Origin of the sequence: Arthrobacter globiformis NBRC 12137, from assembly GCF_000238915.1 — a bacterium.
GTDB lineage: Bacteria > Actinomycetota > Actinomycetes > Actinomycetales > Micrococcaceae > Arthrobacter > Arthrobacter globiformis.
In genome coordinates this window covers 30,432-49,559 of record NZ_BAEG01000010.1, presented here as the reverse complement: position 1 = coordinate 49,559, position 19,128 = coordinate 30,432, and the positions used below count along the sequence as shown (strand labels likewise).

Sequence of the window (19,128 nt, the reverse complement as noted above, 5' to 3'; positions counted from 1 at the left end):
CTGGTGCGCGCGTTGTACCGTAGGTCCATGACTTCCGGCGCGACTTCCGAAACCAGCCATTCCACCACGGGCAGCCATGCCCCGACGGCGAGTGATTCCCCAACGACTTCGAGGCGCTACGCCACGGGCAGGCAGTACGAGCTCAGGCGTGGTGACGCGCTCGCCGTGGTCACCGAGCTCGCTGCCGGGCTGCGCTGGTACGGCCGCGGGAACGTCCAGCTGACGGAGTCCTACGGGGATTCCGACATTCCGCCCGGCGCCACCGGGATAACCCTGGCGCCCTGGGCGAACAGGGTGGAAGACGGCGTCTGGCACCTGAACGGCAAGAAGCAGCAGTTGGACATCACCGAGGTTTCCAAAAACAACGCAAGCCACGGGCTCCTGCGCAACGCGGCATACTCCCTGGTCGCGGAATCCGAATTTGCCGTGACGCTCGAGGCTCCGGTGTTCCCCCAGCACGGCTACCCCTTCCTCGTGCGGCACCGTGTGGAGTACTCCTTGGCCGAGGACCTGGGCCTGGAGGTGCGGCAAACGCTGGTCAACGATTCCGAGACCGAGGCGCCCTTCGTGCTCGGGGCGCACCCATACCTCCGGATCGGCGACGTGCCCTCCGAGGAGCTCACGCTGACTGTCAATGCCGCAACGCGGCTGGTGGCGGACGAGCGGCTCATCCCGCGCAGCTCCGCACCCGTCTCGGCGGACAGCGACCTGCGGCGGGGGAGGACGGTGGGGGACCTGGATCTCGACGCCGCCCTGACCGATCTGGCGTTCGACGGCGGGATCGCCCGTCACACGCTGACCGCGCCGGACGGCCGCAGCGTCAGCCTGTGGCAGGACGAGACCTGCCCGTTCGTCCACGTGTTTGTCAGCCGCATCTACCCGGGCCGGGCGGCGGCTGTGGCACTGGAACCGATGACAGGGCCGGCGAATGCCTTTAACTCGGGGGACAGCCTCCGCTGGCTGGCGCCCGGGGACTCGTTCACCATCACCTGGGGCATCCGCGCCGACCTCGCCGGGGCCTGACCAGGCAGTAGCCGGCCAGGGCAGTGCACAGTCGGGCCGTGGCGCGTTTCCCATAGCAGGGCGGCTAGGGAAGTATTGGGCTATGACGCCAGCAAAGGACGCCACACCAGACGACGCCGCCAACACGAGCGCCAGGGCGAGTGCCAGCGCCAGCCCGGCAGGCAGCGCCAGCGCCGCCGGCAGGGCGAGCACCGCAAACGCGGGCCGGCCCTCCGGGCGCGCTCCATTCGAACGCCTGGAGCCCCGGCGCATCCGGACGGACCGTGACCTTGAACAGGACATTCCCTACGGGGTGCGCATTGCGGCGGCATGGGCCTGGCGGCTGGGGCTGATCCTGCTGGTCATCGGGGCCCTGGTCTGGCTGCTGGCCAAGGTCAGCTTCCTCATCATTCCCGTTATGGTCGCTGCGCTGCTGGCCGGCCTGCTGAGCCCCGTGGTGAAGTGGCTGCGGGAGTCGCGCGTGCCCAACGGGGCCGCCGTCGCCATCACCGTCCTGGGCTTCATCGGACTCATCGCCGGTTCCCTGGCCCTCGTCGGCCGGCAGTTGGCCCTCGGTTTCCAGGAGCTGTGGAGCGAGGCGCTGACAGGTGTCCAGCAGGTCCAGGACTGGCTGGCCGAGGGCCCGCTGCACCTGACCGCCGCCCAGATCGACCAGTACATCCAGGAGGCCACGGCCGCGCTGCAGAACAACAGCAGCAGTATCCTGAGCGGCGCCCTGTCGTTCGGGAGCACCGCAGGCCACTTCGCGGCGGGGCTGATCCTGGCTCTGTTCATCCTGATCTTCTTCCTCCTCGAAGGCAGCCGCATCTGGTCCTTCCTGGTCCGGCTCCTGCCGCGGCAGGCGCGGATCCCCGCCGACGGCGCCGGCCGGCGCGGGTGGGCGTCCATGGTCAGCTACGCGCGGATCCAGATGTTCGTGGCTTTCGTGGACGCCGTGGGCATCGGCGTCGGCGCGGCGATCATCGGAGTTCCGCTGGCCTTGCCGCTGGCCGTGCTGGTGTTCATCGGTTCCTTCATCCCAGTGGTCGGTGCGCTCGTGACGGGCGCCATCGCGGTGCTGCTGGCCCTGGTGGCCAACGGCCCGGTCAACGCCCTGATCATGCTGGGCATCGTGCTGCTGGTGCAGCAGCTGGAAAGCCATATCCTTCAGCCGCTGGTCATGGGCAAGGCTGTGGCCCTGCATCCGGTGGCCGTGATCATGTCCGTTGCCGCCGGTTCCTACCTCGCAGGCATCCCCGGGGCGCTGTTCTCGGTCCCCATCCTGGCCGTAGCAAACTCGGCGATTCGGTATATTGCTGCCAGAACGTGGGAACATGAACTTGTGCCGGCCGCCGCGGGTACTGCAGACCTGGGCTCTGCCGATGAGGACAACACCTTCAGGGACGTCCGGCTGCCGGGCTCGCATTCCGGCCACGGCAAACCTGCCGGCACTGCACACGGCGCCCCGGGCGGCAACGCCGCCCCCGGTGCCGACGTCGAATCACCCAAAGGAGAATAGTTCGTGAACACCCCCGAAAGCCTTCCCGTCACGCTGGACGATGTCCTTGAGGCGCAGAAGCTGCTGGACGGGATTATTGCGCGGACCCCGGTGGAGTCATCCCGGGCCCTGGGCGCCATGGTGGGCGGCGAGGTCTACTTCAAATGCGAGAACCTGCAGCGTGCAGGCTCCTTCAAGGTGCGCGGCGCCTACGTGCGGATGGCGCGCCTCTCCGAATCGGATAAGAAGCGCGGGGTGGTGGCTGCCTCCGCCGGCAACCACGCGCAGGGCGTGGCCGTCGCGGCCAAGAGCCTGGGCATCAAGGCCCGGATCTACATGCCGCTCGGCGTGGCGCTGCCCAAGCTCGCCGCCACGCGCAGCCACGGCGCCGAGGTGGTCCTGCACGGGCACAACGTGGATGAGGCCCTTGCCGAGGCCCAGCGGTATGCCGACGACACCGGAGCAGTCTTCGTCCACCCCTTCGACAACGTGGACGTTGTGGCCGGCCAGGGCACCCTGGGCCTGGAGATCCTCGAGCAAGTGCCCAACGTCGACACCATCCTGATGGGGGTCGGCGGCGGCGGGCTGCTCGCCGGAGTTGCGGTGGCCGTCAAGGCCCGCGCGAAGGAACTCGGCCGCGAAATCCGCATCATCGGCGTCCAGGCGGAAAACGCGGCCGCCTACCCGCCGTCGCTGGCAGCGGACGCCCTGGTGCCGCTCAAAAAGGTGTCCACCATGGCCGACGGCATCGCCGTGGGCCGGCCCGGGCAGCTGCCCTTCAGCATCATCCGCGAACTCGTGGACGACGTGGTGACCGTCAGCGAAGACTCGCTGGCGCGGGCCCTGATCTTCCTGCTGGAACGCGCCAAGATGGTGGTGGAGCCCGCCGGTGCCGTGGGCGTGGCTGCCCTCATGGATGGCAAGATCGAGAACCCGGGAACCACCGCCGTCGTCCTGTCCGGCGGCAACATCGACCCCATGCTGATGTTGAAGGTGATTCAGCGCGGCCTTTCCGCCGCCGGCCGCTACATGACCGTGCGGATGATGCTCGATGACCGCCCCGGCTCGCTGGCGACGATCGCCCGCATCATCGCCGAGAACGACGCCAACGTGACCGGCCTTGACCACACGCGCGTGGGCGGTTCCATCAGCATGGGCGACGTCTCCATCACGGTGAACCTTGAAACCAAGGGCCACGAGCACGGCGAACAGGTCCTCGGCGCCCTGCGCGCGGAGGGCTTCCAGCCGATCGTGGTCCACTAGGGGCCGCAATGCTGGACACCCCGGGGGAGGCGCCCGCCACCAAGGAAACAGCTGCCGCCCGCGCCAAGGGCGGGCTGCTGGTGGTGGGATCGTTCGTTGTCCTGCTGTTCGCCATCGAGCTGCTCAACACGGTGCTGGTGCACTCGCTGAACGGCGTCTTCGGGCTCAGGCCCAGAAGCGCCGACGGCATCCTTGACGTGTTCACCTTCCCGCTGCTGCACGCCAACCTCAACCACGTGATGTCCAATGCGCTGCCGCTGATCATCTTCGGGTTCCTGGTGTTTCTGTCCGGGATCCGGGTGTTCCTCACGGCCGTTGCCTGCAGCTGGCTCGGCTCCGGGGTGGCCGTCTGGATGTTTGGCGCCGGCGGGATCACCGTGGGTTCGTCCGGCCTGGTCTTCGGTCTCTTCGCGTTTCTCCTGGTGCGAGGGTTCTTCAACCGCAGCTGGTGGCAGATCCTGCTCTCTGTGGTGCTCTTCCTGGCCTACGGCAGCATCCTCTTCGGGATCATTCCGAACGTGGCAGGGTACGTGTCCTGGCAGGCCCACCTCGGCGGCGCCGCAGGCGGCGTCCTGGCCGCCGTCGTGCTGCGGGCACGGGCGTCCCGCCGCTAAGCCCTGGGCGGCGTTGTCGGCGAGGCGTTACCAAGGCGATTTAAAGCACGACGCCGGCCGTCCCCGGAGTGGGGAGGCCGGCGTCGTGCGTTTGCTGTGACCGCGGACGGCTGCGGTGTTAGCCCGAGTAAGGCTTGGCGGAGAGGATCTCCACCGGGATGTCCTTGCCGTTGGGGGCGGTGTAGCTGAGCTTGTCGCCCTCCTTGTGGCCCATGATCGCTGCACCGAGCGGGGACTTCTCGCTGAAAACGTCCAGGTCGGAGTCGCCGGCGATTTCACGGGAGCCGAGCAGGAAGGTCTCCTCGTCACCGGCGATGCGGGCGACGACGATCATGCCGGGCTCAACGATTCCGTCGTCGGCCGGTGCTTCGCCGACATGAGCGTCGCGGAGCAGGACGGTCAGCTGGCGGATGCGGGCCTCGATCTTGCCCTGCTCTTCCTTCGCAGCGTGGTAACCGCCGTTCTCCTTGAGGTCGCCCTCCTGACGGGCAGCGTCGATCTTCTGGACGATTTCCGCACGGCCGGGGCCGGAAAGGTGGTCCAGCTCTGCCTTCAGGCGGTCAAAAGCTTCCTGGGTAAGCCAAGCTGCAGGCGCGCTGTTAGTGGTAGACACGGACTTCTCCTCTAGTGGGTGTACAAGCGGTCTTACAAACAAAGACCCCGCCACGGTGGCCACCTGTGGAACTCAGTAACCATCTCAGCGGGGTAAAGGTATTGATCCATTGTAGTCAATCCTGTGGAGTAAACCCAACAAGCAAGCGGCGTGGGTCACATACCTTCTTCTGCTGCTGGCCCTACGAAGCCGCGGGCTTCGGAATCCAGCAGTTGTCCACGACACCCGAGACGGCCTGCGACTCGGTGCGAAGGACAACGCGCTGGGCGAGGGTCCGCCCGCCGTCGGCACTCTGGCCCTGCGCCTCCTGATCCGCCGGCGGAATGTCGACCACCTTCCAGCCGACGACTGCGAACTTGGAATCGAGCGCCTTGATGGCGCACTTGACGGCCGTGCCGGGTTCCCTCGTCACCTGGAAGTCCACCTCGGCCTGCGTGGCATCCGTGGTCCGGTAACCGATGTCCTTGAAGGTCACCGACGCCGTGGCGTTGGACGTGGAGACCCAGGCCAGAAAGCCCATCCCGACAGCCAGGGCAACGATGACCGCCCAGCGCCTGGCCTTTCGGGACAGCCTGCGCTTTGGACGGCCATAGCGATTGGCTAGGCTAATGTCTGCAGGCTCGGCAATGCCCGACTTGTCCTCGGTAGTCACCCTTCCAGTTTAGTGGCGATCACCCGGGGAAATATCCGGAGCCAGCATTGCAGTCAGTCCCAGGAGAAAGAGGAGCAGTCCCAGATGACAGCGTCCACCAGCCAGTCGTCCACGCTTCGCCTGCTGGCAGTCCACGCCCACCCGGATGACGAGTCCAGCAAGGGCGCAGCCACCATGGCCATGTATGCCGCGGCCGGTGTGGACGTTATGGTCGCGACCTGCACGGACGGCTCGCGCGGCGACATCCAGAACCCGGCCATGGAGGCCGAGCCCCATCCGAAGCGCGACATGGCAGGAGCCCGCCGGCTCGAAATGAACGAGGCCGCCCGGCTGTTGGGCATCCGGCAGCGCTGGCTGGGCTTCGTGGACTCCGGGCTGCCCGAGGGTGATCCGCTCCCGCCGCTGCCGGCCGGGTGCTTCGCGCTGCAGCCCCTGGAACGGGCAGCGGCCCCCCTGGTTCGACTGGTCCGGGACTTCAAGCCGCACGTCATCGTCAGCTATGACGAAAACGGCGGCTACCCGCATCCGGACCACATCATGGCCCACCGGGTTGCGGTGGAGGCCTTCGACGCCGCCGGCGACCCTGCGCGGTATCCGGGCACCGGCGAGGCCTGGGAGCCGAGCAAGCTCTACTACGACCGCGCCTTCAGCCCGGAACGTTTCCGGGCCCTGCACTTTGCGCTGGAGGAGGCCGGGCTCCAGTCGCCCTATGCCCAGCGCCTTGCCGCCTGGCTCGAGGCCGACGCCGAAGGGCACACGCCGCCGCCGCCCACGCACGAAACCACCACCCAGGTGGACTGCGGCGACTTCTTCGAGGCCCGTGACAACGCCCTCCGGGCCCACCGCACCCAGGTGGACCCGCTGGGCTTCTTCTTCGCCGTGTCGGCGGAGATGCAGGCACGGGTCTGGCCGTGGGAGGACTACACGCTGATCCGATCCAAGGTGGCCTCTGAGCTGCCGGAAAAGGACCTCTTCGCGGGGCTAAGATAGAGACAAGAGACATTTTCTATCCCTTGTAGAAATACAGTGTAGAAAATACCGCGTAGAAAATCCCGCGTGGAAGAACGTGCGGCGGCCGGATCGGCCGCGGCCGCGCGCGTACCAACGGGCCGGACGTTAGCCCCTGCGGCGCACGGCGGCCCCAGCCTTGAGAAGGTTTGAACAGTGCACCATTTGCTCATCGCCCTGGCATCGTCCCCGGCACCCTCGCCGTCGCTGCGCCCCGGCCTGTCCCAGGACCAGGTCACCCCCGGCCTGCTGGGATTCCTGCTGACCGCCTTCATTGTGGTGCTCACCGCGCTGCTGATCGTGGACATGGTGCGCCGCATCCGCCGCGTGCGGTACCGAGCCCAGGTGGAGGAAGAACGCCAGGCTGCCGCCGAGGCGGCTGACATAGCCCGCGACGATGCCGCCAACGGCAATGCAGGCCGCACCGACACCTGATCCCCGATCGGGGCAGCCCGGGCCGGGGGAGCGCAATGCCCTCGGCGCGGAACCCTCTGCCTACCTGCGCCAGCACGCCGGCAACCCGGTGCACTGGCAGCCGTTCGGCGACGCCGCCTTTGCGCGGGCCGCGTCCCGGGACGTCCCCGTGTTCCTGTCCATCGGCTACGCCGCCTGCCACTGGTGCCACGTCATGGCCCGCGAATCCTTCGAGGACCAAGCCACCGCCGACTACCTGAACAGCCATTTCGTCGCGGTCAAGGTGGACCGGGAGGAGCGCCCTGACGTCGACACCGTCTACATGGGCGCCACGCAGGCCATCAGCGGCGAGGGCGGGTGGCCCATGTCCGTCTTCCTGACCCCCGAGGGCCTGGCCTTCCACGCCGGCACCTACTTCCCGCCACGGCCCATGCCCGGCCGTCCCTCCTTCCGCCAGGTCCTCGAGGCCGTGCATGAGGCCTGGACCGAACGCCGTGACGCCGTGGAGGACAATGCCCGCTCCCTCGCGGAGAACATGGGCCAGGTGCAGCTCGCGGCGGCTGTGGACGTGTCCCGCCCGCCGGAACTGCTCGACGCCGGTTTGCTGCCTGCCGCCGTGCGCTCCCTGGCCGGGTCTGAAGACCCCGACGACGGCGGGTTCGGCACCGCCCCCAAGTTCCCGCCGTCGGCCGTTCTGGAGTTCCTGGTCCGGCACGCCGCGGTCCCCTCGGAGACTGCCGGAAAGGCCAGGGACATGGCCGGGCGCACCCTCGCGGCCATGGCCCGCTCGGCTCTCTTCGACCAGCTCGGCGGCGGTTTCGCCCGGTATTCGGTGACGCGCGACTGGTCCGTCCCGCACTTCGAGAAGATGCTGTACGACAATGCCCAGCTGCTGCGCGTCTACGTGCACTGGATCAGGCTCGGCGGAACGGCCGGGTTCCCGGCAGCCGAGGCCACGGACATCGCGTCGCGGACCGCCGACTGGCTCCTCTCCGCACTCGGGCTGCCGGAGGGGGGACTGGCGTCCTCGCTGGACGCCGACTCCGTGGTGGACGGGGAACACCACGAAGGGGCGAGCTATCTCTGGACCCGCGATGAGCTGGAGCGGGTGCTCGGCGCGGAGGACGCCGCGGCCGTCGCCTGGATGATGAACGTCGGCACCCAGGGAGCCGTCTCCGAGCTCGGCTCGCCGCTGCACCCGGGACGGGCGCTGGACGGTGACGAGGCTCAGCTCTGGTCGCGGGTGAGGCCCCGCCTTCAGGAAACCAGGGCGCGCCGGCCGCAGCCCGGGCGGGACGAGAAAGTGGTGGCGGGCTGGAACGGACTCGCCGTGGCTGCGCTCGCGGAGGCCGGGGCAGTTTTGGGCCGCCCGGACCTTGTGGCGGCAGCCGGCCGGATCGCCGGCTATCTGGAACGGGTCCACTGGCGGGCGGAAACGGGGCAGCCGGATGCGGGCGAGCCAGCTACAGGGGAGCTGGTCCGCGTGTCGCATGGCGGCGCAGCACGCGGGATCGGCGGCCTGCTGGAGGACTATGCGTTCTGCGCGGACGGCTTCCTGTCGCTGTATTCGGCCACCGGCGATCCACGCTGGTACACGCTGGCGGAGGCACTGATCCGCGCGGCGTGCACCCGGTTCGTGGACGCCGGGAGGCTCGCCGATTCCGCCGGGGAGTCGGAGCAGGTGGTCAGGGCCCAGGGCGGAAAACCGGGGCTGGACCCCTTTGACGACGCCACGCCCAGCGGCGCGGCTGCCTTTGCCGGCGCCCTGCTGGGCTATGCCGCCCTGACCGGCTCGGCGGAACACCGGATCATGGCCGGCAGCATCCTGGCCCTGGTGCCCCCGCTCGCAACGCGTGCACCGCGCGTGGCGGGCTGGCTGCTGGCCACGGCGCAGGCCGCGCTGGCGGGGCCGCTGGAGGCCGCCGTCGTCGGGCCTGCCGGTCCCGAACGGGACGCCCTCCACCGCGCGCTGCTGCTGTCCCCGAGCCCGGGGCTGGTGGTGGCGGCAGGGGACGCCGGGACGGACGACGGCGGGAAGCCGGCCGGAGTGCCGCTGCTGCGGCAGCGGCCGGCCGGGCCCGGCGGCACGCCCCTCGTCTACGTCTGCCGCGGCATGGTCTGCGACCGGCCCGTGGCGACCGTGGAGGAGGCGCTGGAACGCGTCAGCTCAGCACTGCAATGAGGATGGCCGCGAAGTGGGCGGCGAAGGCCAGCACCGTGAAGGCGTGGAACAGTTCGTGGAAGCCGAAATGCCGGTAGCTGATGTTGGGCTTCTTGAGCGCGTAGAACACGGCCCCGGCGATGTAGAGGGCCCCGCCGACGCAGATGAGCAGGGCCGCCGGGACGCTCGCCGCGAAAAAGGCGGGAAGGTAGAACAGGGAGCCGCAGCCGAGGCCGATGTAGATGGGCACGTACAGCCAGCGGGGTGCGTCGGTCCAGAGGAGCCGGAACAGCACGCCCAGGATCGCGGCGGACCAGATGAGCCAGAGCAGGAACACCGCCGTCGGCCTGTCCAGCAGGCTCCACGCGAGGGGCGTGTAGCTGCCGGCAATCACCAGCATGATGTTGGTGTGGTCCAGCCGTTTGAGGACTCGCTTGACGCCGGGGGACCAGTTGCCGCGGTGGTACACCGCGCTGATGCCAAACAGCAGGACACCGGTGAGGGCGTAGATGGCCGACGTTATTTTGCGGTCCGGGGTGGGAGCCACGGCAACCAGGGCAATCCCGGCAATCAGGGCGAGCGGCGCGGTGACCGTGTGGATCCATCCCCGCCACTTCGGCTTGATCGTCAGCAGCTCGGCGATGCGTGCGGCGGCGTCATCCATGCCGGTGGGCTCTGCCCTCGAAGGCTCCGGTCCGCCGTCCGGGGCGTTGCTTTTCATGTCATCCAGAATAACCTACGGCTCAGTAAGTTACCTACGGGTAACGTCGCGTGTGGCGGGTTCTGCTGGCTCCGTCGAGGGGGCTTCCGGCGGCCGCCTGCACGCGGCCGCCGCCTCCGGGCGGTAGCCTAGGACTTGCACAAAAGTCGTACAGCAGGAAGTCAGGTGAGTCTCCGGATGGAATGGCCCGGGTTCCTCTATGGCTTCTATGAGCGCAAGCTTCTGCGCTCGCTGGAGCCGGAACGGATCCCCCGGCACATCGGCGTCATGGTGGACGGGAACCGGCGCTGGGCCCGGCAGTTCAATGCGCCGACCAGCCAGGGCCACCAGGCCGGCGCGGACAAGATCCACGAGTTCCTCGGCTGGTGCCAGGAGCTGGGCGTCCGGGTGGTCACCCTGTACATGCTCTCCACGGACAACATGAGCCGTTCCGGCGAGGAGCTTGACCTGCTCATGGGCATCATTGCCAACACGCTGGACCGGCTCGACGAGGACGCCGACATATCGGTCCACGCCATGGGCGCCCCGGAGCTGCTCCCGGACTACTTGGCGGACCGGCTGACCAAGCTCACGGCCAGGACGCCGGTGCGCGAGAAACTCCACGTGAATGTGGCCGTCGGCTATGGCGGCCGGCGCGAAATCGTGGACGCGGTGCGCGAGCTGCTGCACGACGCCGTGGCGCACAAGGCGGACATCAGCGAACTCGCCGACTCCCTGAGCGTGGAGGACATCTCCCGCTTTCTGTACACCCGCGGCCAGCCCGATCCGGACCTCGTGATCAGGACCTCCGGCGAGCAGCGGCTCTCCGGCTTCCTGATGTGGCAGAGCGCCTACAGCGAGTTTTACTTCTGCGAGGCACTGTGGCCGGCCTTCCGGAAGGTGGACTTCCTTCGCGCCCTGCGCGACTACGCCGGCAGGCAGCGCCGCTTCGGCTCGTAAGCCTTTTTCGGCGTCTGTTGGCCCCTTCGGGCCGCCGCCGTTCACCCCGAATTCACACACCGGCAACAGGAATCGCCGGAAGAAGACGTTGGAAATTAGTTCGGGGCGATTTACGTTAAACCCATCAGCAGGCAAACCGCCGGCTGATCGGGGAGGCCAGTACATGGAGCGATTTTTCGCACCGGCTGTATGGGAGGCCGGATCCGGCCTCGTGGCCAATCCGCCTCACCACTAACAATTCCGGGCACGTGCCCCGGGGCTGGAGTCGATGTGGCTATTTCTGAACAACTGCCCGATGTCATCACGGACAAGGGTGAGAAGGCTACCTCTCGCGCCAAGCGAGCCAATTCAAAGACCGGTGCGGACACGAAAGACGCCGCAGCCGGTCTTGCTGTTTCCGGCCCACAGACTGAATCCCAGCCATCAGTCTCCACGTTCGTCATCGACACCTCCGTGCTGCTCTCCGACCCCCGCGCCCTGCTGCGCTTCGCGGAGCACGAAGTCATTGTGCCGATCGTGGTGATCACCGAACTTGAAGGGAAGCGGCATGACCCCGAACTCGGCTACTTTGCACGGAAGGCGCTCCGGCTCCTTGATGACCTTCGCATCCAGCACGGGGGGCTGAACCGGCCCGTCCCGCTGGGCGACGCCGGCGGTACGCTCATGATCGAGATGAACCACATCTCGGCCGAAGTCCTGCCGGCCGGATTCCGCGCCGGGGACAACGACAGCCGCATCCTCGCCGTCGCCAAGAACCTCTCCAACGAGGGACGCAACGTCACCGTGGTGTCCAAGGACCTCCCCATGCGGGTCAAGGCTTCGGCCATGGGCCTGCTGGCCGATGAATACCGCAACGAGCTCGTCAAGGATTCCGGGTGGACCGGCGTCGCCGAGATCGATGCGAGCGACGAGGAAATCTCCACGCTGTACGGCCACGAGCCGGTCTTTATCCCGGCGGCCGCCGAGATGCCGGTCAACACCGGCCTTGTGGTGCTCTCCAGCCGGGGCTCGGCCCTGGGCCGTGTCGGCGCCGATAAGCAGGTCCGCCTGGTGAAGGGGGACCGCGACATTTTCGGCCTCCACGGGCGCTCCGCGGAGCAGCGGCTCGCCATCGACCTGCTGATGGACCCCTCGGTGGGCATCGTGTCCATGGGCGGCCGTGCGGGCACCGGTAAGTCGGCGCTTGCCCTGTGTGCCGGCCTCGAGGCGGTGCTGGAGCGCCGCGAGCACCGCAAGGTGATCGTCTTCCGCCCGCTTTTCGCGGTGGGCGGCCAGGAGCTCGGTTACCTGCCGGGCTCGGAAGCGGAAAAGATGAACCCCTGGGCGCAGGCGGTGTTCGACACATTGGGCGCTCTCGTGAGCCAGGAAGTGGTGGAGGAAGTCATGGACCGCGGCATGCTGGAGGTCATGCCGCTGACCCACATCCGCGGACGCTCCCTCCACGATGCCTTCGTGATCGTTGACGAGGCCCAGTCCCTCGAAAAGAACGTTCTGCTGACCGTCATGAGCCGGATCGGGCAGAACTCGAAGATCGTCCTCACCCACGACGTTGCCCAGCGCGATAACCTCCGGGTGGGTCGGCATGACGGCATCGCAGCCGTCGTCGAAACCCTGAAGGGCCACCCGCTCTTCGGCCACATCACCCTCACCCGGTCAGAACGCTCGCCCATCGCGGCGCTCGTCACGGACCTGCTCGAAGGGGCGTAATTACCGCTGGTTGAGCCTGTCGAAACCGAGTCTTGGTTTCGACAGGCTCAACCAGCGAGGTTCAACCAGCGGTGACCCTAGGAGGAACGCGGTCACGCCGTTCAGTTCGTAACCGGGCGAGCGGGAGACGCGCAGGGAGGCTGCATGCCAGTCCGCCGCTGTCAGCTGGTGTGGTGAGACAGCCCCAGCGACAGCCGGGTGTTGCCGGGCCCCTCCAAGACCAGGGCAATCGCCTGGTTGGGAAGCTCGAAGACCATGGTGGCGTCGACTGAATCGCCTTGCGGGAGCTGTGTCACCCCAGGTGACGTCCACAGCGGACGGAGGCTGCCGGCACCCAGCCCCGTCACCGTGAACTGCGACGCATCCACTGCGACGCCTTCACCTTCCAGAGCGGTGAACTGCACCAGTATCCGCACCCGGTGCGTCCCGGCGGACGGTCCCTCGTCCAGCACCTGGACGCGTTCGGGCGGAAGCCAGCCGTCTTTTTCCAGCGGGATGATGCCGTTGACCCGGGCCGTTCCGCCGGGGATCACTGCACTGGCCCCCAGCGGAGTGCTGGCCTCCGGCTTGGCGGTGAGAAAGAGATATCCCAGCACGAGTCCCAGGGCGCAGAGCAGGGAGAGCGGTATCAGCAGCAACTTTCTGCGGCGCCGCGTACCGGTCCTGCCGGTGACCGTGTCAGGTGGTGCCGATACGCCGGGAGCCGTGGTTGACATGCCACGAGTCTGCGGCCGGCAGGTTGGGAAAAGCCTGCGCAGACCCCCGCATTCCGGGTGGCCCCTTAGGCCGGGTTGGGCCGCAGCGGCCACTGGATATGCTCGCGCACATCGGTGAGGTTCATCGGCTCGGCCACGAAAAGATCATCCAGCATGTACTCGTCCACGGCCAGGATCCGGATGCGGTGCCCTGGAACCTGACCCCCGCTGTCGAGCGGCTCGGCAACCACACACACGCCGGTCCCGGCATCGATGCGGATCCTTGTCCGGCCGGGGCCGCAGAGAGGTGCTGCCGCATCCAGCGGCCGGTACCCGGGGTTCGGTGAGACTACGGTTTCCAGCGCGGGGCGGCCTTCGTGCGCCACCTCCTGAACCGGCTCCAGCACTTCGACGGCGTTCGCGTTGGGGAACTCCAGCGGCACCGGGGCGTTGCCCGCCAGTTCCACCGGATCCAGTGCAGCAGCGAACCGGCCGTTTCCGAACGAGGGTTCGCCGTACGCGGCTTCCGGACGGCGCCGCACCAGCCCGCCGTCGTCGTAGACCGGCGTCACCAGATGTGCAGGAAGAAGCCACGACTTCCGGGTGGCGCTGATGTACAGGCCGTCGCGGGAGTCGTTGATGCCGGTGGTGCTGCCGAGCAAGGTGCCGTCGCCGGACTCCAGGCGGAGGGCGCCGGGACGGCGCAGCCATGCGCGGACAATGTCACTGTCAGGAATGCCGCCGCCGGGAACGCCGCTGCCTGGAAATTCGGCGTATTCGAAGCGCAGCGACTGCCATTTCCACGGGGACGAGCGGCACAGATTGCGAAAGGAAGTGGCCGACGCGGGCGCCGCACCGCCGCCGTGTTCCTGCCGGTGTTTGGCGTCCCAGGTCCCCATATCCACAGTTTACGCGCGGCCCCCAGCGGCAGGCGGGGCGAATCCAGTAGCATCCGAGGGTGATCCAACGACTTGCCGAACTCTGGGAAGCGGCACCGCCGGCATTCTGGCTGCTGCTGGCGGCGTGCGCCTACTTCGCGGTGATGGCGGTGCGGCTCACGGTCATCGACGTCCGGCACCACCTTCTGCCGAACCGGATTGTCTTTCCCTCCTATGGCATTGCCGGTGTGCTGCTTCTGGGGGCGGTGCTGACGCTCGCGGCGGCTGACCCGTCAGGACTGCCCGACGGCGCTGCCCGCCTTTTCGGCGTGCCGGCGCTGAGGATAGCGGCCGGGGGAGCGGTGCTGTGGCTCTTCTACTTCGTGCTGCGGCTGGTCTACCCGCCCGGCATGGGGTTCGGGGACGTGAAACTCGCCGGTGTCCTCGGGTTGTACCTGGGCTACCTCGGCTGGCCGCATGTTTTCGCAGGGACGTTCGCCGCGTTCCTGCTGGGCGGCCTCTGGAGCATAGGCCTGCTGGCACTGCGCCGCGGGACTCTCAAGTCGGCCATTCCGTTCGGGCCGTTCATGCTGGCCGGAGCAGCCGCGGCGATGGTCCTGCTGCCCGCCTGACTGGCACCCCAACCCACAGCGCGAACTGGCAGATAATGCCCTCAAATCCCGCGTTCGAGGCATCAACTGCCAGTTCGCGCTCCGTGGTCCGGCGAAACGTCAGCGGCGCTGCCCGGCCAGCTCGCCGTCGTCGTTCTTTACACCGTCAGCATCGGGCACTGTCGGCTCGGGCACTGTCGGCTCGGGCATTGCCGGTTCGCGAACGGCGGCCTCGCGGAGGGCGGCTTCGAGACGCTCGGCCTCCTGGCCGCCCACCGCCTCGCCGCGGGCCACCATTCCGGCGGTGTCCGAGAGCGGGATCTGCTTCAGCGTGATGGCCAGGACCAGTGCGACGGCGATGAACGGGACGAGGTACCAGAACACCGGTGCGAGGGAATCGGCGTAGGCGTTGACGATCGCGTCGCGGAGCTGCTCCGGAAGCTGGCCGAGAGTCTGCGGATCCAGCGTCCTGGTGGACTGCGAGGCCTGGCCGGCCGATGCTCCGGCGCCGGTAAACGCATTTGTGAGGGACTCCGCCAGCCGGTTGGTGAAGATGGACCCGAACACCGCGACGCCCAGCGCAGCCCCCACTTCGCGGAAGTAGTTGTTGGTGCTGGTGGCCGTGCCGATCTGGTCCGCCGGAACGGAATTCTGCACCACGAGGACGATGACCTGCATGATCAGGCCGAGGCCGGATCCGAACAGGAACAGCTGGACGCAGATGACCCAGATGGGCGTCTCGGCCGATAGCGTGGTGAACCACAGCATGGCGGCGATGGTCAGGCTGGCGCCCAGAATCGGGAACATCCTGTACTTGCCGGTCTTGGAAATCCGGATGCCGGAGTAGATCGACGTTCCCATCAGGCCCGCCATCATCGGGAGCATGAGGAGCCCGGACTCGGCGGCGGAGGTGCCCGACGACATCTGCAGGAACGTGGGTACGAAGGCGATGGCGGCGAACATGCCCAGGCCCAGGGTGAAGCCGATGGCGGTGGAGTTCACGAAGATCCGGTTCCGGAAGAGGCTCAGCGGGATGATGGGGTCTTCCGCCCGGCGCTCGACGGCGACGAACGCCGCGGCGGCGAGGACCAGGCCGGCTCCGAAGGCCCAGGTCAGGGGAGAATCCCAGCCCTCGTCCTTTTTGCCGCCAAAGTCCGTGAAGAAGATCAGGCAGGTGGTGGCGATGGAGAGGAACAGGACGCCCATGATGTCGATCCGCTTTTCGGGCTTCTTGTTCGGAAGCGTGAGGGTGAACCAGGCGATGGTGAAGGCGGCGATGCCGACGGGGATGTTGATGTAGAAGGCCCACTCCCAGGTGAGGTGGTCAACGAAGAAGCCGCCCAGCAGCGGGCCGGCCACTGCCGAGAGGCCGAAGATGGCCCCCAGGGGTCCCATGTACTTGCCGCGCTCCTTGGCGGGAACGATGTCCGCGATGATGGCCTGCGAGAGGATCATCAGGCCGCCGCCGCCCAGGCCCTGGACGGCGCGGAAGATCACGAAGCCCCAGAAGTCCGTGGCGAAGGCGCAGCCCACCGAGGCAAGCGTGAACAGCGCGATGGCTACGAGGAACAGGTTGCGGCGGCCCAGGACGTCACCGAACTTGCCGTAGATGGGCATCACGATGGTGGTGGCGAGGAGGTAGGCAGTGGTGATCCAGGCCTGGTGCTCGACGCCGCCCAGCTTGCCGACGATGGTGGGCATGGCCGTGGAGACGATGGTCTGGTCGAGGCTGGAGAGCAGCATGCCGGCGATCAGCGCGGAGAAGATGATCCAGATGCGTTTCTGCGTCAGCAGCAGCGGTCCGGCTGCGGCCTTGGAACTGACGGCGGTGCTCATGACTGTCCTTCTGCGGAGGGGTTGCGGGGGCGGGAATAAGGCTGGGAGAGCAGGAGCCTTGCCGCCTCGAAGTTTTCGAGGAGAAGCTCGCGGTAGGTGCGGGTGTTGCCTTCGGAGAAGTAGGCCATGCTGGTATGCCGGGCGATGTTGCCCATGACCACCACGGCCATCCGCACCACGGGGTGGTCCGCCGGCACGCCTTCGCGCTCGGCGAGGAGCCGGGCGAAGTGGGCTTCGCGCTCCTCCGTGGCGCCGATGATCTTGAGCATCAGCTGAGGTTCCTTCTTGATGACGCCGATCAGCTGCCGGGTTTCCTCCTCGGAGCTGCTCATCCGCTCTGACAGGCTCAGCGACAGCTGAACGAGGTCCTGCAGCAGGCTGGCGGAGATCTCTCCCTTCGGGGAACCGTGTCCGCCGCGGAGGAACTCCTCGAAGAGGTCATGGGGCAGCTCATCGTCGACGTGGCCGAGGATGGCGTCTTCCTTGGTGGGGAAGTAGTTGAAGAAGGTCCGGCGGGAGATACCCGCCTGTTCGCACACGTCCTCCACGGTGTAGCCGCTGAGGCCGCGCTCGGAGGTCAGGGAACGGGCGACGGCGGTAATCGCCGCCCGCGTGGCCGCCCGTTTGCGCTCGCGGAGACCGCCGGCAATAGTTGCACTTTCGTTCACGGAGTAAAGTTTTGCACTAACTACTAAACAGTGCAACTTTCTAGTGGCCGGGGTTGCGCCCTGCCTCGCTGCCGGCCAACAGAAAGGAACAGGCCAATGCTCCGACAGCCGGTCAGCACAGACGTCGCACCCGTCCCCGCGGGCCCCTACTCCCAGGCCATCGTCGCCAACGGTTTCCTCTTCACCGCGGGCCAGACACCCCACAGGCCCCATACCCGGCACGAACAACCGTCGGCTCTTTCCTGGGTGACTTCCTCGTCGAAATCGACGCCGTGGCATCCATTCCCTAGAGCGGTCGCACACTGCTTAACGCCAGCGGCCGCCCGCCTTCGCAACAGAAGGTGGGCGGCCGCCGTCGTACTTTTTTGGAAATTAGGCCTTGTGGGCCGGAGCCGTCATGGTGGTGACGTCCAGTGCCTTGTCGAGGTCGGCCTCGGAAACCTTGCCTTCGCCGTCGCCGACGAAGCCGAGCTTCTCGGTGGCCTGACGGACGGTGAGGCCCTCCTTGACGGCGGTCTTGGCGATCTTGGCGGCGTTTTCGTAGCCGATGTACTTGTTCAGCGGGGTAACGATCGACGGCGAGGCCTCGGCGAGGAAGCGTGCGCGCTCGACGTTGGCGGTGATGCCATCGATCATCTTGTCGGCCATGACACGGCTGGTGTTGGCCAGCAGGCGGACGGACTCGAGCAGGTTCGCGGCCATGACCGGGATGCCGACGTTCAGTTCGAAGGCGCCGTTGGTGCCGGACCAGGCGATGGCGGTGTCGTTGCCGATGACCTGGGCGCAGACCATGATGGACGCTTCACAAATGACGGGGTTGACCTTGCCCGGCATGATCGAGGAGCCCGGCTGCAGGTCCGGAATGGCGATTTCGCCGAGGCCGGTGTTGGGGCCGGAGCCCATCCAGCGGAGGTCATTGTTGATCTTCATGAAGGAGATCGCGATGTTGCGCAGCTGGCTGGACGCTTCGATGAGGCCGTCGCGGTTGGCCTGGGCCTCGAAGTGGTCGCGGGCCTCGGTCAGCGGCAGGCCGGTGTCGGTGGCGAGCAGTTCGATGACGCGCTCCGGGAAGCCTGCCGGGGTGTTGATGCCGGTGCCCACCGCGGTGCCGCCGAGGGGAACTTCGGCCACGCGGGGGAGTGCGGCGTTGATGCGCTCGATGCCGTAACGGACCTGCGCGGCGTAGCCGCCGAATTCCTGGCCGAGGGTGACCGGGGTGGCGTCCATCAGGTGCGTGCGGCCGGACTTGACGACGTCCTTGAACTCAACGGCCTTGCGCTCCAGCGATTCGGCGAGGTAGCCGAGGGCCGGGATGAGGTCGTTGATCAGGGCCGAGGTGGCTGCAACGTGGACGGAGGTGGGAAACACGTCGTTGGAGGACTGCGAGGCGTTGACGTGGTCGTTGGGGTGGACCACCTTGTCGCTGCCGGCAGCCTTCAGGGCGCGGGACGCCAGCTCGGCGAGGACCTCGTTGGTGTTCATGTTCGAGGACGTGCCCGAACCGGTCTGGAAAACGTCGATGGGGAAGTCGCCGTCGTACTTGCCCGTCGCTACCTCGTCGGCAGCGTCCGCGATCGCCTTGGCCAGCTCGCCGTCGAGCACACCCAGTTCAGCGTTGGCCTGGGCAGCGGCCTTCTTGACCCGGGCCAGCGCCTCAATGTGGGCGCGTTCCAGGGTTTTTCCGGAGATCGGGAAGTTCTCGACTGCACGTTGCGTCTGCGCGCGGTACAGGGCGTTCACGGGGACGCGGACTTCGCCCATCGTGTCATGTTCAATGCGGAACTCTTCAGTGGAAGTCATGGGGCTAGCTTAGGACGCCCGGGCGCCGCATCGAAAACCGTGAACGGC

At 67.4% G+C, this 19,128-nt stretch carries 18 protein-coding genes; 10 read left to right on the top strand and 8 right to left on the bottom strand.

The genetic code is table 11. The annotated features are described in order from the left end of the window. Positions 1 to 27: 27 nt before the first annotated feature. From ARGLB_RS01390 to ARGLB_RS01375, 4 genes are all read left to right on the top strand, one after another. Positions 28 to 1,023: an aldose epimerase family protein gene (locus ARGLB_RS01390; protein WP_003798034.1), complete on the top strand. Its 996-nt coding sequence runs from the start codon at positions 28 to 30 to the stop codon at positions 1,021 to 1,023. 82 nt (positions 1,024 to 1,105) lie between these two features. Beyond that, positions 1,106 to 2,521, top strand: a complete 1,416-nt coding sequence (locus ARGLB_RS01385) for an AI-2E family transporter (RefSeq protein ID WP_003798032.1) — start codon at positions 1,106 to 1,108, stop codon at positions 2,519 to 2,521. Between the two features lie 3 nt (positions 2,522 to 2,524). Then, positions 2,525 to 3,763 carry a threonine ammonia-lyase gene (gene ilvA, locus ARGLB_RS01380; RefSeq protein ID WP_003798029.1) on the top strand — a complete coding sequence of 413 codons (1,239 nt, stop codon included), beginning with the start codon at positions 2,525 to 2,527 and terminating at the stop codon, positions 3,761 to 3,763. A gap of 8 nt (positions 3,764 to 3,771) precedes the next feature. After that, entirely contained in the window at positions 3,772 to 4,377 is a 606-nt protein-coding gene (locus ARGLB_RS01375; protein ID WP_003798026.1) for a rhomboid family intramembrane serine protease, read from the top strand. Positions 4,378 to 4,495: 118 nt separating this feature from the next. Here the strand turns inward: ARGLB_RS01375 and greA are convergent, their stop codons facing one another. Together greA and ARGLB_RS01365 are read right to left on the bottom strand one after the other, a co-directional pair. After that, complete coding sequence (greA, locus tag ARGLB_RS01370; protein WP_003798024.1) at positions 4,496 to 4,990, bottom strand: transcription elongation factor GreA; 495 nt, start codon at positions 4,988 to 4,990, stop codon at positions 4,496 to 4,498. A 181-nt stretch (positions 4,991 to 5,171) separates the two neighbouring features. Next, the gene (locus ARGLB_RS01365) at positions 5,172 to 5,642 is read right to left on the bottom strand and encodes a DUF4307 domain-containing protein (protein WP_003798022.1); all 471 of its coding nucleotides are present in this window, start codon (positions 5,640 to 5,642) and stop codon (positions 5,172 to 5,174) included. A gap of 84 nt (positions 5,643 to 5,726) precedes the next feature. Here ARGLB_RS01365 and mca point away from each other — a divergent pair, with 84 nt between their 5' ends. The 3 genes from mca (at position 5,727) to ARGLB_RS01350 (ending at position 9,246) form a co-directional block, all read left to right on the top strand. After that, positions 5,727 to 6,632: a mycothiol conjugate amidase Mca gene (mca, locus tag ARGLB_RS01360; RefSeq protein WP_003798020.1), complete on the top strand. Its 906-nt coding sequence runs from the start codon at positions 5,727 to 5,729 to the stop codon at positions 6,630 to 6,632. A gap of 174 nt (positions 6,633 to 6,806) precedes the next feature. Continuing rightward, positions 6,807 to 7,085 (top strand): hypothetical protein, encoded by a 279-nt coding sequence (locus ARGLB_RS01355; protein ID WP_003798018.1) that lies wholly within the window; start codon positions 6,807 to 6,809, stop codon positions 7,083 to 7,085. Further along, the gene (locus tag ARGLB_RS01350; RefSeq protein ID WP_373279080.1) at positions 7,048 to 9,246 is read left to right on the top strand and encodes a thioredoxin domain-containing protein; all 2,199 of its coding nucleotides are present in this window, start codon (positions 7,048 to 7,050) and stop codon (positions 9,244 to 9,246) included. The genes ARGLB_RS01355 and ARGLB_RS01350 overlap by 38 nt, the downstream gene beginning before the upstream one ends. Here the strand turns inward: ARGLB_RS01350 and trhA are convergent. Beyond that, positions 9,227 to 9,889 (bottom strand): PAQR family membrane homeostasis protein TrhA, encoded by a 663-nt coding sequence (gene trhA, locus ARGLB_RS01345; protein WP_175304937.1) that lies wholly within the window; start codon positions 9,887 to 9,889, stop codon positions 9,227 to 9,229. The two genes, ARGLB_RS01350 and trhA, sit on opposite strands and share 20 nt — an antisense overlap. A 234-nt stretch (positions 9,890 to 10,123) precedes the next feature. On the opposite strand from trhA, the gene ARGLB_RS01340 reads away from it, so the two are divergent. Then, complete coding sequence (locus ARGLB_RS01340) at positions 10,124 to 10,885, top strand: isoprenyl transferase (RefSeq protein WP_043417634.1); 762 nt, start codon at positions 10,124 to 10,126, stop codon at positions 10,883 to 10,885. Between the two features lie 270 nt (positions 10,886 to 11,155). Further along, positions 11,156 to 12,592: an RNA 5'-3' helicase PhoH2 gene (gene phoH2 / locus ARGLB_RS01335; RefSeq protein ID WP_003798010.1), complete on the top strand. Its 1,437-nt coding sequence runs from the start codon at positions 11,156 to 11,158 to the stop codon at positions 12,590 to 12,592. Positions 12,593 to 12,753: 161 nt separating this feature from the next. Here phoH2 and ARGLB_RS01330 read toward each other — a convergent pair whose 3' ends face one another. Both ARGLB_RS01330 and ARGLB_RS01325 read right to left on the bottom strand, forming a co-directional pair. Then, complete coding sequence (locus ARGLB_RS01330; RefSeq protein ID WP_175304931.1) at positions 12,754 to 13,308, bottom strand: hypothetical protein; 555 nt, start codon at positions 13,306 to 13,308, stop codon at positions 12,754 to 12,756. 65 nt (positions 13,309 to 13,373) lie between these two features. Continuing rightward, on the bottom strand, positions 13,374 to 14,186 hold the full coding sequence (locus ARGLB_RS01325; RefSeq protein ID WP_003798006.1) for a hypothetical protein: 813 nt from the start codon (positions 14,184 to 14,186) through the stop codon (positions 13,374 to 13,376). Positions 14,187 to 14,245: 59 nt separating this feature from the next. Between ARGLB_RS01325 and ARGLB_RS01320 the strand changes: the two genes are divergently transcribed. Beyond that, positions 14,246 to 14,797, top strand: coding sequence for a prepilin peptidase (locus ARGLB_RS01320; protein WP_003798005.1), 552 nt, complete (start codon positions 14,246 to 14,248; stop codon positions 14,795 to 14,797). A 99-nt stretch (positions 14,798 to 14,896) separates the two neighbouring features. Here ARGLB_RS01320 and ARGLB_RS01315 read toward each other — a convergent pair whose 3' ends face one another. The 3 genes from ARGLB_RS01315 to ARGLB_RS01305 form a co-directional block, all read right to left on the bottom strand. Next, entirely contained in the window at positions 14,897 to 16,612 is a 1,716-nt protein-coding gene (locus tag ARGLB_RS01315; RefSeq protein WP_003798004.1) for an MDR family MFS transporter, read from the bottom strand. Continuing rightward, entirely contained in the window at positions 16,609 to 17,280 is a 672-nt protein-coding gene (locus ARGLB_RS01310) for a TetR/AcrR family transcriptional regulator (protein ID WP_003798003.1), read from the bottom strand. The genes ARGLB_RS01315 and ARGLB_RS01310 overlap by 4 nt, the downstream gene beginning before the upstream one ends. Before the next feature lie 372 nt (positions 17,281 to 17,652). Then, a complete protein-coding gene (locus ARGLB_RS01305; protein ID WP_043417632.1) occupies positions 17,653 to 19,080 on the bottom strand; it encodes a class II fumarate hydratase in 1,428 nt (475 codons plus the stop codon). Between the last annotated feature and the right edge of the window lie 48 nt (positions 19,081 to 19,128).

Bases quoted from the DNA above. Each gene is read 5' to 3' on its own strand.
- ARGLB_RS01390 (WP_003798034.1), top strand. From the start codon at position 28: ATGACTTCCGGCGCGACTTCCGAAACCAGCCATTCCACCACGGGCAGC.
- ARGLB_RS01385 (WP_003798032.1), top strand. From the start codon at position 1,106: ATGACGCCAGCAAAGGACGCCACACCAGACGACGCCGCCAACACGAGC.
- ARGLB_RS01375 (WP_003798026.1), top strand. From the start codon at position 3,772: ATGCTGGACACCCCGGGGGAGGCGCCCGCCACCAAGGAAACAGCTGCC.
- mca (WP_003798020.1), top strand. From the start codon at position 5,727: ATGACAGCGTCCACCAGCCAGTCGTCCACGCTTCGCCTGCTGGCAGTC.
- ARGLB_RS01350 (WP_373279080.1), top strand. From the start codon at position 7,048: ATGCCGCCAACGGCAATGCAGGCCGCACCGACACCTGATCCCCGATCG.
- trhA (WP_175304937.1), bottom strand. From the start codon at position 9,889: ATGGATGACGCCGCCGCACGCATCGCCGAGCTGCTGACGATCAAGCCG.
- ARGLB_RS01340 (WP_043417634.1), top strand. From the start codon at position 10,124: ATGGAATGGCCCGGGTTCCTCTATGGCTTCTATGAGCGCAAGCTTCTG.
- ARGLB_RS01330 (WP_175304931.1), bottom strand. From the start codon at position 13,308: ATGTCAACCACGGCTCCCGGCGTATCGGCACCACCTGACACGGTCACC.
- ARGLB_RS01325 (WP_003798006.1), bottom strand. From the start codon at position 14,186: ATGGGGACCTGGGACGCCAAACACCGGCAGGAACACGGCGGCGGTGCG.
- ARGLB_RS01315 (WP_003798004.1), bottom strand. From the start codon at position 16,612: ATGAGCACCGCCGTCAGTTCCAAGGCCGCAGCCGGACCGCTGCTGCTG.
- ARGLB_RS01305 (WP_043417632.1), bottom strand. From the start codon at position 19,080: ATGACTTCCACTGAAGAGTTCCGCATTGAACATGACACGATGGGCGAA.